This is a genomic window from Saccharothrix sp. HUAS TT1 (genome assembly GCF_040744945.1).
Taxonomy (GTDB): domain Bacteria; phylum Actinomycetota; class Actinomycetes; order Mycobacteriales; family Pseudonocardiaceae; genus Actinosynnema.
This window is the reverse complement of the sequence record NZ_CP160453.1, coordinates 4,296,442-4,312,059: the sequence shown is the minus strand read 5'-3', so window position 1 is coordinate 4,312,059 and position 15,618 is coordinate 4,296,442. Positions and strand designations below refer to the sequence as shown.

10 protein-coding genes are annotated in these 15,618 nt (G+C 72.8%); 4 read left to right on the top strand and 6 right to left on the bottom strand.

What is annotated here, in order from left to right:
- The first annotated feature begins 89 nt into the window (after positions 1 to 89).
- Entirely contained in the window at positions 90 to 1,898 is a 1,809-nt protein-coding gene (locus tag AB0F89_RS20950) for a S8 family serine peptidase (RefSeq protein WP_367127139.1), read from the top strand.
- A gap of 83 nt (positions 1,899 to 1,981) precedes the next feature.
- Positions 1,982 to 4,294, top strand: a complete 2,313-nt coding sequence (fxsT, locus tag AB0F89_RS20945) for an FxSxx-COOH system tetratricopeptide repeat protein (RefSeq protein ID WP_367127137.1) — start codon at positions 1,982 to 1,984, stop codon at positions 4,292 to 4,294.
- Here fxsT and mshC read toward each other — a convergent pair.
- A complete protein-coding gene (mshC, locus tag AB0F89_RS20940; RefSeq protein WP_367127135.1) occupies positions 4,291 to 5,529 on the bottom strand; it encodes a cysteine--1-D-myo-inosityl 2-amino-2-deoxy-alpha-D-glucopyranoside ligase in 1,239 nt (412 codons plus the stop codon). The genes fxsT and mshC overlap by 4 nt on opposite strands.
- 261 nt (positions 5,530 to 5,790) lie before the next feature.
- Here mshC and ctaD point away from each other — a divergent pair, with 261 nt between their 5' ends.
- Positions 5,791 to 7,578 carry a cytochrome c oxidase subunit I gene (gene ctaD / locus AB0F89_RS20935; RefSeq protein ID WP_367127134.1) on the top strand — a complete coding sequence of 596 codons (1,788 nt, stop codon included), beginning with the start codon at positions 5,791 to 5,793 and terminating at the stop codon, positions 7,576 to 7,578.
- 54 nt (positions 7,579 to 7,632) lie between these two features.
- Here ctaD and AB0F89_RS20930 read toward each other — a convergent pair whose 3' ends face one another.
- The 3 genes from AB0F89_RS20930 to AB0F89_RS20920 form a co-directional block, all read right to left on the bottom strand.
- Positions 7,633 to 9,567 (bottom strand): VWA domain-containing protein, encoded by a 1,935-nt coding sequence (locus AB0F89_RS20930; protein ID WP_367127132.1) that lies wholly within the window; start codon positions 9,565 to 9,567, stop codon positions 7,633 to 7,635.
- Positions 9,564 to 10,949, bottom strand: a complete 1,386-nt coding sequence (locus AB0F89_RS20925; RefSeq protein ID WP_367127130.1) for a sigma 54-interacting transcriptional regulator — start codon at positions 10,947 to 10,949, stop codon at positions 9,564 to 9,566. The genes AB0F89_RS20930 and AB0F89_RS20925 overlap by 4 nt, the downstream gene beginning before the upstream one ends.
- Positions 10,950 to 11,087: 138 nt before the next feature.
- Positions 11,088 to 11,852 (bottom strand): SDR family NAD(P)-dependent oxidoreductase, encoded by a 765-nt coding sequence (locus AB0F89_RS20920; protein WP_367127128.1) that lies wholly within the window; start codon positions 11,850 to 11,852, stop codon positions 11,088 to 11,090.
- Positions 11,853 to 11,920: 68 nt separating this feature from the next.
- On the opposite strand from AB0F89_RS20920, the gene AB0F89_RS20915 reads away from it, so the two are divergent.
- Entirely contained in the window at positions 11,921 to 12,550 is a 630-nt protein-coding gene (locus AB0F89_RS20915) for a TetR/AcrR family transcriptional regulator (RefSeq protein ID WP_367127126.1), read from the top strand.
- Here AB0F89_RS20915 and AB0F89_RS20910 read toward each other — a convergent pair.
- Positions 12,534 to 13,394, bottom strand: coding sequence for an aminoglycoside phosphotransferase family protein (locus tag AB0F89_RS20910; RefSeq protein ID WP_367127124.1), 861 nt, complete (start codon positions 13,392 to 13,394; stop codon positions 12,534 to 12,536). The two genes, AB0F89_RS20915 and AB0F89_RS20910, sit on opposite strands and share 17 nt — an antisense overlap.
- Before the next feature lie 100 nt (positions 13,395 to 13,494).
- A complete protein-coding gene (locus AB0F89_RS20905) occupies positions 13,495 to 15,279 on the bottom strand; it encodes a glycoside hydrolase family 6 protein (protein WP_367127122.1) in 1,785 nt (594 codons plus the stop codon).
- Between the last annotated feature and the right edge of the window lie 339 nt (positions 15,280 to 15,618).

The following is a 15,618-nucleotide window of genomic DNA, read 5'->3' as shown; positions in this document are numbered from 1 at the left end:
CGGACGTCCCATCCCCTGCACAGCTCGGCCGACCGGCGCACCCGCCCGGCACGGCCGCGCAGCCCTGCCCGAAAACGGAGAACCCTGTCATGGGAGACGCCCGAACCACCACCGGAAGACTGGCCGTGCTCGGCTTGGCAGCCGTGTCCGCGGCCGCGTTCACGCTCGCCAACGTCGGCGTGGCGGCGGCCGAGGCGGACGTGCTGGGCGCCGAGCGCGCCGACGCCGTCCCCGGCTCGTACATCGTGGCCCTCAACGACTCCGCCTCGCCGAGGTCCGCGTCCGCTTCGACCGCGTCCGCGCTGGTCGGCAGGTACGGCGGCCAGGTCCGGGTGACCTGGCAGCACGCCCTGAACGGCTTCCACGCCACGATGTCCGCGTCGCAGGCCAGGCGGCTCGCCGCCGACCCGCGGGTGTCGTTCGTGCAGGCCGACCTGCCGATCACGCTGGACGCCGTCCAGCAGAACCCGCCGTCGTGGGGCCTGGACCGCATCGACCAGCGCAACCTGCCGCTGGACAACGCCTACAACTACAGCACTACCGCGGCCAACGTGCGGGCGTACATCATCGACACCGGCATCCGGACCACGCACCAGGACTTCGGCGGCCGGGCCACCTGGGGCACCAACACCGTCGACAGCAACAACACCGACTGCAACGGCCACGGCACCCACGTCGCCGGCACCGTCGGCGGCACCGCGCACGGCGTCGCCAAGGGCGTGCAGCTGATCGCGGTCAAGGTGCTCAACTGCGCCGGCTCCGGCACCACGGCGGGCGTGGTGAACGGCGTCAACTGGGTCACCCAGAACGCCGTCAAGCCGGCCGTCGCGAACATGTCGCTCGGCGGCGGCGTCGACACCGCCCTGGACACCGCGGTGCGCAACTCCATCGCCTCGGGCGTCACCTACGCCGTGGCCTCGGGCAACTCCAACGCCAACGCGTGCAACTACTCGCCGGCGCGGGTCGCCGAGGCGCTGAGCGTGAACGCGTCCACCAACACCGACGCGCGCGCCTCGTTCTCGAACTTCGGCACCTGCACCGACCTCTTCGCGCCCGGTCAGAACATCACCTCGGCGTGGATGACCAACGACACCTCCACCAACACCATCAGCGGCACGTCGATGGCCTCGCCGCACGTCGCGGGCGCCGTCGCGCTGTACCTGGCGGACAACCCGACCGCGACCCCGCCGACGGTGAACGCGGCGATCGTGGCCGCCGCCACCTCCGACAAGATCACCAGCCCGGGCACCGGCTCGCCGAACAAGCTGCTGTTCACCGGCACGGCGACCCCCGGCGGCCCGAGCGTGACCAACCCCGGCAACCAGTCGACCGTCGTCGGCAACGCCGTCAGCCTGCAGCTCTCGGCCAGTGGCGGCTCCGCGCCGTACGCGTTCTCGGCCACCGGCCTGCCGCCCGGCCTGTCGATCAGCTCCTCGGGCCTGGTCACCGGCACCCCGACCACCGTGGGCTCCTACTCGGTGACGGTGACCGCGACCGACTCGGCGTCGCGCACCGGCAGCACCTCGTTCTCGTGGGCGATCACGTCGGCGGGCGGCGGCTGCGACCCGGCCACCAACGGCACCGACGTGACGATCGGCGACAACTCGACCGTGAGCAGCACGATCTCGCTGGCGTGCGCGGGCAACGCCTCGGCCGCCACCACGGTGGCCGTGAACATCGTGCACACCTACATCGGTGACCTGGTCGTGGACCTGGTCGCGCCGGACGGCTCGGTCTACAACCTGCACAACCGCAGCGGGGGCAGCGCCGACAACATCAACCGCACCTTCACCGTGAACGCCTCCTCCGAGGTGGCCGCGGGCGCCTGGCAGCTGCGCGTCCGCGACGCGGCGCTGCTGGACACCGGCTACATCAACAGCTGGACGCTCGACGTCTGAGCGTGACGCGACCGGCGGGGCCGTCTCCGATCCCGGGGGCGGCCCCGTCGCGCCGGCGCCGCGACTTGCGCCACGATGATCGGGTGGAGTCGGACTTCTTCGTCTCGTGCGCGGGCGCCGACCGGGCGTGGGCGGAGTGGATCGCCTGGCAGCTGGAGGGCGACGGCCACCGGGTGCTCGTGCAGGCGTGGGACTTCGTGCCCGGCTCGAACTGGGTGGACCGCCTGCACGACGCGGTCCAGGGCGCGGAGCGGACGATCGCCGTGCTGTCGTCGGCGTACCTGTCCTCCGCGTACGGCCGCGCGGAGTGGCAGGCGGCGTGGCGCGACGACCCGCTCGGCGAGCGGCGGAAGCTGATCGTGCTGCGCGTGGAGGACTGCGAACGGCCGGGGCTGCTGGGGTCGGCCACGTCGGAGGACCTGTTCGGGCTGGCGGAGCCGGCCGCCGCGCAGCGGTTGCGCCAGGCCGTGCGCGGCGCGCTGACCGGCCGCGCCAAACCGGCCGCTCCCCCGGCGTTCCCCGGCGCGCCGCCCCGCTTCCCCGGCGCCCTGCCGGACGTGTGGAACGTGCCGCCGCGCAACCCGAACTTCACCGGGCGCGCGGACCAGCTGGACCGGCTGCGCCGGTCGTCCGGCACGGTGTCGGTGCACTCGGTGCGCGGCATGGGCGGCGTCGGCAAGACCCAGCTGGCGATCGAGTACGCCCACCGGTTCGCGGCCGACCACGACGTCGTGTGGTGGGTGCCCGCCGAGCAGCCCGCCGTCGTCCCGGACCACTTCGCGGCGCTCGCCGACGCCCTCGGCCTGACCGGCGACCCGGTCGCCGCCGTGCACGCCGAGCTGCGGCGGCGGGACCGCTGGCTGCTCGTCTTCGACAACGCCGACGACGTCGAGGCGGTGCGCGGCCACCTGCCCTCCGGGCCCGGCCGGGTCGTCGTCACCACCCGGCGCGCGGGCTTCGACGTGCTCGGGGACGTGCTGGACCTCGACGTGCTGGACCGCGCGGACAGCGTGGCGCTGCTGGAGCGGCGCCTGCCGGCCGCCGGGGCGCGGGAGCTGGCGGCGCTCGCCGAGGTGGTCGCCGACCTGCCGCTGGCGATCGAGCAGGCGGCGGCCTACGTCAACGCGACCGGCCTGGCCGTCGCGGACTACACCGACCTGCTCCGCTCGCGCACCACCGAGATGATCAAGCAGGGCCGGGTGGCCGGGCGGGACGGCGCGCTGGCGTCCCAGTGGGACGTCTCGCTGATCGCCCTCGGCGAACGGCACCCGGCCGCCCTCCAGCTGCTCGACCTGCTGGCGCAGCTGGCGCCCGAACCGGTGCCGCTGGAGCTGTTCACCGAGCGCGCCGACAGCCTGCCCGAGCCGCTGGCGCAGGCCATGGCCGACCCCATCACCTGCAACAACACCGTCAGCGCGCTGCTGGACCACTACCTGGTCCGCCGCGGCTCCGGTGAGCTGACGATCGTGCACCGGCTGCTGCGCGAGGCCCTGCGCGCGCACGACCCGGAGCGGCAGACCCGCGCCCGCGCCACGGCGGCCCGCCTGCTGGTCCGGCACCTGCCGCACTCGATCCAGTCGGAGCCGGCGACCTGGCCGACGTGGCGCGCGTTCCTGCCGCACGTGCTCGCCGTGACGGCGGACGACGTGCCGCCGGCGGCGGCCGAACTCCTGCGGCGGGTCGTCGTCCTGCTGGACCGGAGTTCCATCTACCTGCGCATCCACGGTCGCCTGGCGGACGCGGGGGTGATGAGCGGCCGGGCCGCCTCCCTGGCCGTCGAGCACTTCCCCCACGACCGGCCCGAGGTGGCGGTCATCCTCGCCAACCACGCCTCGGTGCTGAGCGACATCGGCCGCCACGACGACGCCTCCCGCCTGGGCGAACGCGCCCTCGCCCTGCTCGAAGCCGCGCACGGCCCCGACCACCCCGTCGTGACGACGGGCCTCGGCAACCTCGGCGAGATGCTGCGCGTCGCGGGCCGACCCGCCGACGCCAGGCCGCTGCTCGAACGAGCGGTCGCGCTGAGCCGCGGCCTGTCCCGGGTCAGCCTGCTGAACAACCTCGGGATCGTGCTGGTGGAACTCGGCGACCCGGCGGCGGCCGAGGCGCACTACCGACGTGCGCTGGCGATCGCCGAGGCCGCGTGGGGCACCGAGCACCCGGACGTCGCCGAGCTGCACAACAACCTGGCGTACGCCCTGCTGCGGCTCGGCCGCGTGGCCGAGGGCGTGCCCCTGCTGCGGCACGCCGTCGCGGTCACCGAATCGGTCTTCGGGCCGGACCACCCCCGGCTGGGCAACTACTACGCGGGCCTGGCGGCGGTGCTGCGCGAAACCGGTGACGAGGAGGGCGCCGAGCGCGCGATCGAGCACGCCCGGCGCATCGCCGGCGGTTAGAGCTCCACGCCCAGCAGCGAGTCGGCCGCCGCGCGGAACAGGGTCGGGCCGGTGGCGTCGGAACCGCCGGTCGACAGGGCCTCGGCCGCCCACGCGTCCAGCGCCGCCAGCGCCTTCGGCGTGTCCAGGTCGTCGCTGAGGTGGTCGCGCAGGCGGGCCACGGCGTCGACCGCGCTCGGCCCGGACGGCAGGGCCGCCGCCCGGCGCCAGGTCGCCAGCCTGGCCTCGGCCCCGGCCAGCAGCTCCGCGCTCCACGGCCGGTCGCTGCGGTAGTGGCCCGCGAACAGCGCCAGCCGCACCGCGTTCGGGTCGACCTTCTCCGCCCGCAGCTTCGACACGAACACCAGGTTGCCGCGCGACTTGGACATCTTCTCGCCGTCCAGCCCGATCATGCCCGCGTGCACGTAGTGCCGGGCGAACGGGTGCTCGCCGGTCAGCGCCTCGGCGTGCGCGGCGGAGAACTCGTGGTGCGGGAAGATCAGGTCCGACCCGCCGCCCTGGACGTCGAACGACGTGCCGAGCCGGTTCAGCGCGATGGCGCTGCACTCGATGTGCCAGCCGGGCCTGCCGTCGCCCAGCTCGGACGGCCACGACGGCTCGCCCGGCCGCGCGGACCGCCACAGCAGGGCGTCCAGCGGGTGCCGCTTGCCCGGCCGGTCCGGGTCGCCGCCGCGCTCGGCGAAGAACTCGTTCATCGTCGCCAGGTCGTAGTTCGACTCGTAGCCGAACCGCCCGGACGCCGCGTGGTCGAAGTACACGTCCGGGTGCTCCGGGTCGTCCACCCGGTACGCGGCGCCGCCGGCCAGCAGCTTCGCGATGACCTCGACCACCTCGGGGATCGCGTCGACCGCGCCGATGTAGTCGCGCGGCGGCAGCACCCGCAGCGCCACCATGTCCTCGCGGAACAGCGCGGTCTCCCGCATGCCGAGCACGACCCAGTCGTCCTGGTCCCGCTCGGCCCGCTCCAGCAGCGGGTCGTCGATGTCGGTGACGTTCTGCACGTAGTGCACGTCGTGGCCGTTGTCCAGCCAGACCCGGTGGACCAGGTCGAAGGCCAGGTAGGTGGCCGCGTGCCCCAGGTGGGTGGCGTCGTACGGGGTGATGCCGCAGACGTACAGCCTGGCGGTCTCGCCGGGGGCGGTCGGCCGCACCTCGCCGGCGGCGGTGTCGAACAGCCGCAGGGGGCGCGGCTCTCCCGCTACCCGCGGGACAGGAGTAGATGACCAGGTCTGCATGTGAACGACACTAGCTCGCGCGCCGGCCGGGGGTGGAACGCCCGCCTGCTGGGACGGCTCCGGCCAGGCGCGCGGACTGCCGGCGGTGCTCGGACGGCCAGGCGGGTGGGCGGGCAGCCGGGTGGGCGGGTCCCCGAACGGGCGTCATCGGCGGTCGAATCGGCAGGTCGGGGCGTCCGGACCCCCGCCGAGCGTTTGCCGGGTCCGGCGGCGGGGAGGAGCATGTGGTCTGGCTCACGTCGTCGGGACGAGGGAGGCGGCATGACCGCGCTCAAGCCGGAACCGGTCGTCACCCACCCCGGCGCGGTCCGGCGGCGGTCGAGGGGCGCGGTGCTGCTGGGGCTGTTCCGCACCACCGACCCGAAGCAGATCGGGCTGCTCTACCTGGGCACGTCGTTCGTGTTCTTCATGGTCGGCGGCGTGATGGCGCTGCTCATCCGGGGCGAGCTGGCCCGGCCCGGTCTGCAGTTCCTGTCCAACGAGCAGTACAACCAGCTGTTCACCATGCACGGCACGATCATGCTGCTGCTGTACGCGACGCCGATCCTGTTCGGGTTCGCCAACTACGTCCTGCCGCTGCAGATCGGCGCGCCGGACGTGGCGTTCCCCCGGCTCAACGCGTTCTCCTACTGGCTGTTCCTGTTCGGCGGCCTGACCGTGATGGCCGGTTTCCTCACCCCCGGCGGCGCGGCCGACTTCGGCTGGACCGCCTACACGCCGCTGAGCAGCGCGACGCACGCGCCGGGCGTCGGGCCGGACCTGTGGATCATGGGCCTGGCGGTGTCCGGCCTCGGCACGATCCTCGGCGGCGTCAACATGGTGACCACGGTGTGCTGCCTGCGCGCGCCCGGCATGACCATGTTCCGGATGCCGATCTTCACCTGGAACATCTTCGTCACCAGCATCCTGATCCTGCTGGCGTTCCCGATCCTCACCGCCGCCCTGATGGGCCTGGCCGCCGACCGGCACCTGGGCGCGCACGTGTTCGACCCGGCCAACGGCGGCGTGATCCTGTGGCAGCACCTGTTCTGGTTCTTCGGGCACCCCGAGGTCTACATCGTGGCGCTGCCGTTCTTCGGCATCGTGTCCGAGATCTTCCCGGTGTTCAGCCGGAAACCGCTGTTCGGCTACAAGGGACTGGTCTTCGCCACGTTCGCGATCGCGGCGCTGTCGGTGGCCGTGTGGGCGCACCACATGTTCGCCACCGGCGCGGTGCTGCTGCCGTTCTTCTCGCTGATGACGTTCCTGATCGCGGTGCCGACCGGCATCAAGTTCTTCAACTGGATCGGCACCATGTGGAAGGGGCAGCTGACGTTCGAGACGCCGATGCTGTTCAGCATCGGGTTCCTGGCGACGTTCCTGCTCGGCGGCCTGACCGGCATCATCCTGGCCTCGCCGCCGCTGGACTTCCACGTCACCGACACGTACTTCGTGGTGGCGCACTTCCACTACGTGCTGTTCGGCACGATCGTGTTCGCCACCTACGCGGGCATCTACTTCTGGTTCCCCAAGATGACCGGGCGGATGCTCGACGAACCGCTGGGCAAGCTGCACTTCTGGACGACGTTCCTGGGCTTCCACGGCACGTTCCTGATCCAGCACTGGCTGGGCAACATCGGCATGCCGCGCCGGTACGCCGACTACCTGGAGAGTGACGGCTTCACCCTGATGAACACCATCTCGACCATCAGCGCGTTCCTGCTGGGCGCGTCGGTGCTGCCGTTCCTGTGGAACGTGCTGCGCAGCTACCGGTTCGGGGACCCGGCGGGCCGCGACGACCCGTGGGGCTTCGGGAACTCCCTCGAATGGGCGACCTCCTCCCCGCCGCCGCGGCACAACTTCACCGAGCTGCCCCGAATCCGGTCCGAGCGGCCCGCGTTCGAGCTGCACTACCCGCACATGGTGGAGCGGATGCGCGACGAGTCGCACTTCTCCCTCCGACCGGGCAGGCGCCAGGCCGAGCCGGACGCGGTGACGGAGAAGGCGTTGGCGTCGACCGAGCGGGAGCGCGAGACCAAGGACGAGGTCAAGGACGACCGGCGCGACTGAGCCGGGAGCGGATCGCCCGTCCCGGTGGTTCCGCGCCGCGGCGCGGAACCACCCTCACCTCCGTTTGCGCGAGCGCAGGTAGTCGCTGACCACCGCCGCGCCCAGGCCGTCCTCCCCCGGCGCGATGACGCGGCCCCCCGAGCGCCGGGCCACCGTGTCCACGAACCTGGTCAGCCTCGGGTCGTCGCCCAGCCGGAACACGGTGATCGACGCGCCCAGCCTGGCCAGGCCGTCCACCTCCACCAGGGTCTTGCCGATGGTCCGCTCCAGCGGCGGGTAGTGGAACTCCGCGTCGCCGGTCGCCTCCAGGTGGGCGGTCGGTTCGCCGTCGGTCACCACCAGCACCACCGGTTGGGCGTCGGGGTGCTTGCGCAGGTGCCTGCCCGCCAGCAGGAGCGCGTGGTGCAGGTTGGTGCCCTGCTCCCACACGCCTTCCAACGCCGTCAGCTGACCGATGTCGACGGTCTCGGCGTGCCGGCCGAACGTGATCAGCTCCAGCGCGTCGGTCCGGAACCGGGTGCGGACCAGGTGGTGCAGTGCCAGCGCGGTCCGCTTCATCGGCACCCACCGGCCGTCCTGCACCATCGACCAGGACGTGTCCACGCACAGCGCGACGGCCGCCCGCGACCGCTGCTCGGTCTCGCTGACCTCGACGTCGACCACGTCCAGCGCCACCGGCCCGCCCGCCGAGCGCAGCACGGCGTTGGTCACGGTCCGCGGCACGTTCCACGGCTCGGTGTCGCCGAACCGCCACGGCCGGGTCGACCCGATCAGCTCGCCGGCGGCCCCGGCCGAGGAGCTGTCCCGCCGGCCCTGCTCGCGCGCGCTGTCGATCACGCCGCGCAGCGCCGCCTCGCCCAGCCGCCGCAGCGCCTTCGGCGTCAGCCGCAGCGAGCCGTCCGGCGCGCGTTCCAGCAGGTTCTGCGACCGCAGCTCGCGCTCCAGCTCGGCCAGCCGGCGCGCGTCCACCCCGGCCTCCGCGCCGAGCTGCCGGACCAGCGCCTCCAGGTCGATGTCCTCCAGCCGCGCGCCGGGGTAGGACTGCGACAGCTGCTCGGCCAGCGCGTCCAGCTCGGCCAGGTCCGCCATCGCCTGCGCGCCCTCGCCCAGCCCCAGCGGGTTGTCGCCGCGGAACCGCGCCGAGCCGTCCCAGTCCTCACCCGGCCGCAGGCCCTGCAGCAGCGAGTCCAACCGGGACAGCTGGGAGCCGACGCCGGAGTCGCCGAACGCCTGCTGCGACAGCGCCGACAGCTCTTGGCGCTGCTGCTCGGTCATCGAGTTCATCGTCCGCTGCGCGGCGGCGGACCTGGCGGCCAGCGCGTCGACCAGCTCGTCCACCGACTCGGGGTTCTCCGGGAAGAACTCGCCGTGCTCGCGCATGAACCGCTCGAACCGCTCGGCCGTGTCCTCACCGGCGGCGTGCGCGGCCAGCAGCCCGTTCAGGTCGTCCAGCATCGACTGGATGCGCTGGACGTCCTCGGGCCGGACGTTCTCCATGGCCTGCTTCATGCCCTGGAACCGCTGGTCCATCAGCTCGCGGCCGAGCAGGGTGCGGATCTGCTCGTAGGACTCGCGGGCCTGCGGCGACCGCCAGTCGTACTCGGCCAGCTCGGTCACCGCCGCCGCGGTCGACTGCGGCAGCGCGTCCAGCCGGGCCTCGCGGAACCGCGCGTCGTCGTCCGGGTCGGGGAACAGCGCCGCCCGCTCGGCCCGCACCGCCTCCGCCAGCAGCCGCTGGACCTCCTGCAACGTGCCGTCCAGCCGGTTGCGCCTGGTCAGCGCGGAGCGCTTCTGCCACAGCCGGGAGGTCAGGTCGTCCAGGCCGCGGGCGCCGGGCAGGCCGCGGCGCAGCAGCTCGCGCAGCGCCGAGTCCGGTGACGCGCCCTCCATGACCTCGCGGCCGAGCTCGTCCATGGCCGCGCGCAGGTCCGCCGGCGGCGCGAGCGGGTCGGGCCCGTCGACGTACCGGCCGTACCGGTAGCCGCTCACCCGTACACCGACCGGTCGTCGTCGCTGCTCTTGGACAGCTGACGGGTGAGGTAGAGCGATTCCAGCGCCAGCTCGACGGCCGACGCGATGCGCCCGGCCGGGTCCTTGGGCCCCGCGCCGACCCGCTGCGCCACGTCGTGCAGCACCGGCAGCTCCGGCAGCGCGGCCAGCAGGTCGCCTGCGTGCACCCGCTCACCGGTGGCCACCGGGTGGCCGTCGGACACCAGCGCGGCCAGCGGGCGCAGGTCGACGCCCGCGAACGTCGACCGCGCCGTGTCCGCGACCGCCCGGCGCAGCAGGTGGACCAGCACCTCCTGCTCGCGGCCCTCCTCGCCCGCCTCGAACTCCAGCTTGCCGCGCAGCACCTCGGGCACCGACTCCAGGTCGACCGGGCGGGCGATGGGCGGGTTCTCTCCGATCAGCGCGCTGCGCCGCAGGGCGCTCGCGGCCACCGTCTCCGCCGCCGCCACCGCGAACCGGGCGGACACGCCGGAGCGCTGGTCGATCGAGGACGACTCGCGCAGGTGCCGCACGAACCGGGCGATCACCTCCAGCAGGTGGTCGCCGACCTCGGCGACCAGGTCGGCCTCCTGGCGGACCAGGTCGACCTCGGCGCCGATCTCCAGCGGGTAGTGGGTGCGGATCTCCGCGCCGAACCGGTCCTTGAGCGGGGTGATGATCCGGCCGCGGTTGGTGTAGTCCTCGGGGTTGGCGGTGGCGACGAGCAGCACGTCCAGCGGCAGCCGCAGCGTGTAGCCGCGGATCTGGATGTCGCGCTCCTCCATCACGTTCAGCAGCGCCACCTGGATGCGCTCGGCCAGGTCGGGCAGCTCGTTGACGGCGATGACGCCGCGGTGCGAGCGGGGCAGCAGGCCGTAGTGGATGGTCTCCGGGTCGCCGAGGCTGCGGCCCTGGGCCACCTTGACCGGGTCGACGTCGCCGACCAGGTCGCCGACGCTGGTGTCGGGCGTGGCCAGCTTCTCGGCGAAGCGCTCGTCGCGGTGCTTCCAGACGACCGGGAGGTCGTCGCCCAGCTCCCGCGCCCGGCGCCGGGAGCCGGGGGTGATCGGGTCCAGCGGGTGCTCGTTCAGCTCGGCGCCCTCGATCACCGGCGTCCACTCGTCCAGCAGGCCGACGAGGGTGCGCAGCAGCCGGGTCTTGCCCTGGCCGCGCTCGCCGAGCAGCACCACGTCGTGGCCCGCGAGCAGGGCGCGCTCCAACTGCGGCAGCACGGTGCGGTCGAAGCCCACGATGCCGGGCCACGGGTCACGGCCGTCGCGGAGGGCGGCCAGCAGGTTCTCCCGGATTTCGGCCTTCACGCCGCGCGGCAGGTGGCCTGCCGCGCGGAGGGCGCCCGCGGTGGTGGGAAGCTCAGAGGTCACCCCACCGAAGTTACGCACCGATCGGCCTCCGGTCGACGTGGAGCGACTTCACCCACGACCCAGCGCAAGCCCGGAGTAAGGACGGGCTCGGGTGCGCGAGCCGGGACGGGCCGGACGCGCACGGGTCGTGACCGCGCCTCAGACGCGTGGACCGAGGAACAGGCCGCCGCTGGCGTCCACGACCTGGCCGGTGATCCAGCGCGCCTCGTTGGAGGCGAGGAACGCGACCACGTCGGCGACGTCGTCCGGCTCGCCGAGGCGGTCGAGCGCGGTGGCGCCCGCGATGAGCCCGGCCAGGCCGGGCGCTTCGAACGACGCGCCGTTGGTGGGCGTGCGGGTGGCGCCGGGCGCGACCGCGTTCACCGTGATGCCCCGGACGCCCAGCTCGTTGGCCAGGGTCCTGGTCATCGTCTCGATCGCGCCCTTCGTCATGGCGAACGACGTCTGGCCGGGGTTGGCCATCCGGGTCGACGCGGACGAGATCGAGATGACGCGACCACCGTCGCGTAACAGCGGCAGCGCGCGCTGGGTGATGAAGTAGGGCGCGCGCACGTTCACCGCGAAGAGGTGGTCGAACTCCTTGCGCGTGGTGGTCCCGATCGGGCCGGCGGGCGGCGCGGCCGCGTTGTTGACCAGCACGTCCAGCGGTCGACCGGCCAGCCCGGCCTCGACCCCGGCGAACAGCGCTTCGACGTCGTCGTCCACGCCCAGCTCCGCCCGCACCGCGAACGCCGCGCCACCCGCACGCCGGGCCCGCTCGACCGTCGCCGACGCGCCGTCCTCGTCGACGCCGAAGTGCACGGCGACCGTCGCGCCGCGCGCCGCCAGCCGGACCGCGATCGCCTGCCCGATGCCGCGCGACGCCCCGGTCACCAGCGCCGTCCCGCCCTTCGGCTCTCCCATGGCCATCCCCCTTCTCTGAGAGTCACTACCTGATTGGTAGTGACTACCACCGAGATAGTGTCTACCACATGAGTGAGCGGAACCCCACCCTCCGGGAGCAGCGGCGAGCGGAGACGCAGCGCGCGATCCAGGCGCACGCGGTGCGGTTGTTCACCGAGCGCGGGTACGACGCGACGGCCGTGACCGACGTCGCCGAGGCCGCGGGCGTGTCGCCCATGACCGTCTACCGGCACTTCCCCACCAAGGAAGACCTGGTGCTGACCGACCGGAACGGCCCGCTGATCGCCGCGCGGATCGCCGCCTCGCCCGCCGGGCAGCCCCTGGTGCGACGCATCGGCGCCGCCCTCGTCGCCTCGGCCGAGGCGTTGACCGGCGACCCGGCGGGCGGGGCGTTCCTGCTCGCCCGACTCCGGCTGATGATCACCACGCCCGCCCTGCGGGCCAAGCACCTGGACAACTTCTACGCGCTCCAGCAGGCCGTCGTGTGCGCGCTCGGCGCCGACGACGGCGACCCCGACGCGACCTTCCACGCCCAAGCGGCGTCGGGCGCGTGCCTGTCCGCCATGCACACGGCCCTGGTGTGCTGGGCCGAGGCCGACGGGCGGACCGCGTTGCCGGACGTGATGGCGAAGGCGCTCAAGGCCGCCTTCGGCCCCGACGTGCTGGACGAGGGCCCGGGGGTCAGCGGGCCAGCGTGAGCAGTTCGGCCAACGCCGGCGGGTCGTCCAGGCGGGAGACGGCGATCACCGGGGCCAGCACCCGGCACCACTCGCGCAGCCGGTCGTGGTCCAGGCCGGCGACGGCGGCGACCCGCGCGGCGCGGTCGGCCACGCCCTCGCGCCCGGCCGCGTCCAGCACGTAGTCGACCACGTCGAAGCACGGGTCGCCGACGCACGGCCGCGGGTCGATCGCCACCAGGCCCCGGCCCGGCCCGCCGTCCAGCACGTTGCCGAGGTGCAGGTCGCCGTGCAGCAGCACGCGCGGCTGGGTGTCGAGCAACGCGCGGCAGCGCCCGATCGCCCGGTCCCACGCGGCCCGCGTGACGTGCGCCGCCACCGCGGGGTCCGCCAGCCTGCGGCCGATCCGGGCGAAGAACTCCTCGCACCGGTCGCGCAGGTCCAGCCGGCCTCCCGGGTCGGTGACGACGTGCAGCGCCGCCACCAGCTCCGCCCACTCCTCCGGCGACGGCGGGGTCGGCAGGTCCTCGGCCATCGTGCCCGGCCGGATCGCCTCCATCAGCACCGCGCCGTCGTCCTCGGCCAGCACCTCGGGCGCCCGGCCGGAGGGCGCGAACAGCCGCAGCACCTCCGCCTGCTCGGCCAGGAAGCGGGCGTCCGGGCTGAGCTTGAGCGCCGCGTGCCGGCCGTCGGCCCGCTCGCAGGCGATGACCACCGACGAGGCGCCGGGCGGCATCACGTCGCCGAGCGCGAGGCCCCACCGCGCCGCGGCGCTCGCCGCCAGGTCGGGCACCCGGGCGCACCACCCGGCGACCTCCGGTCCGAAGCGGAGCGCCAACCTCGCGGTGATCTCCTCGACGTCCACCCGGGCCACCCTAGCGACATGCCCGCAGGCGGCGTCCGGAGTGGACGCCGCCTGCGGGTGTGCGGAGATCTGTTCAGTTGAGCAGCCGGTCAGCCGGTGGTCACAGCGCCGGGTAGGCGTTGGCCATGAGCTCCTGGAACTGGGCCGAGAACCAGTGGCCCGAGAGCGGCGCGCCCGCCAGGGCACCCGAGAGGTTGTTGCCGTTGCGGACGTTGCCCGTGTACGTGGGGTCGCACATCCGGTCGAGCTTCTTGCCCTCGTCGTTCGGGATCTCGCTGGCCGCACCGTCGGACTCACCCGGCGGCTTGATCCAGACGTAGGCGTCGATGTTCGGCTTCGGCGCGGCCTTCGGCCGCTCGCCCAGACCGGCGCCGGCCTGGTTGCACCAGTTGCCCTTCTGGTGGCGGCGGTCGATGCGCGACTGGTTCACGTAGTCGTCCGCGTTGGTCGCGGTCGACTTGGCGGTGGGCCGGTTGGGGCCGCCCCAGCCGTTGCGCGAGGTGTCGATCAGCATGCCGATGCCGCTGTCGAAGCCCTGCTTGACCAGCTCGGCGCGCATCCCCGTGGCGAAGCCCAGCTCACCGTTGAAGTCGTTCCAGTCGACCCACTTGGCGTTCTCCTTCACCGGCCGGCCGCCGACCAGGTCGTCGACCGTCCAGTACGGCTCCTCCAGCGCGGAGTAGTTCGCCGTGTTGGTGATGAAGCCGTGGACCTTCTCCTTGGTCGTGCCGTTCTTGCCCAGGATCGACGCCATCATCTTCGCCGAGGCGTAGAAGTTGTCGTACTCGGGCACCGTGTCGCCCCACCCGATCCAGCCGTGGTGGCCGGAGTCCAGGTAGTTGTACACGTTCGAGATCGCGCCCAACTTGCCGACGGCGTACGAGACGCCCTCGACGTAGTTGCCGTTGGCCTTCATCGTGTCGCAGGCCGGCACCGCGGTGGCGCGCGGCGAGACATTGGTGACCAGGTTCGGCAGCGAGTCGATCTCGATGACCGCGACGATGCGCAGCTTCGAGTACTTCGCGTTGCCGACGATCTCGGCGATCTTGTCGATGTACTCGGTCTTGTAGCGACCGATCTCGGTGGCGCCGAGCTCACCGGCGGAGGCCAGCGCGGCGCAGTCGCGACCGGGCAGGTTGTAGACGACGAACTGGAAGACCAGCTCACCGTCCGAACGGGCCGCGCGCTGCTTCTCGGCCTCGTCGAGGTGGGCCGCCAGGCCCATGCTGCCGGTCGTCGGCGAGCTGTTGCCCGCGATCGCGCTGGTCCGGTCGAGCCACACACCGGTGGGCTGGTTCGCGATGCGCGAGCCACCGGGCTCGGCGGCGGCCCGGGCCGACCACTGCGGGTTGACGTAGACGCCTGCGCCCACGTACGGGTTGTCGACCCTCGGACCACCGGGGTTGTTACCCGTCGTGGTGGTCGTGGTGGTCGTCGTCGTGGTGGTCGTGGTCGTGGTGGTGGTCGTGGTCGTCGTGTCGACCGACCCCGTGCACACCGTCCCGTTCAGCCGGAACTGCGTGGGCACCGGGTTGGACCCGGTCCACGAGCCGTTGAAGCCGGGCGTCACCGAAGCGCCGGTGCCGAGGTTGCCGGCCCAGGACGGGCTCTTGACCGTCACGCGCGTCCCGGACTGGGAGAACGTGCCGTTCCACCCCTGCTGGACCCGCTGGCCGGCCGCGAAGTCCCACTCCAGCGTCCAACCGCCGGAAATGGCGTCACCGAGGTTGGTGACCGTGACGTTGGCGCCGAATCCGCCTTGCCACTGGTTCGAGATCTGATACGCCACCCGGCAACCGGGGGCGGCGTTGGCGGTGGCCGTCGAAGCCACCACCCCGGCCACGGACAGAGCCGCCACCGAGGTCACCGCCAATGCCCCGGTCATCTTCCGGGAACGTACGAACGTGCGCAGACTCATGCATCGCCTCCTTGCGAGCAACCCGCCATCTGGGAGCGCTCCCAGTCAGTCGCCGAATCGGGATTCGACGCGAGACCGAAACGGGGTGGCTGGGAGCGCTCCCAGACGTACCGTAACGCACGAGACCTCATGTTGACGAGGGGTTGACCTCGACTTAATCCACGTCTATACCCGCGCACGGAGCCGCCCTCGGAGCCCTGACCTGCGGGTAACTTACTTCGCCCACCAATGGGATTGGCGGTTCGCGGTCGACCGGAATCGATTCGGACGGCAAACGGTCCTCGCCGTCATCACCTGTTCAGCCGA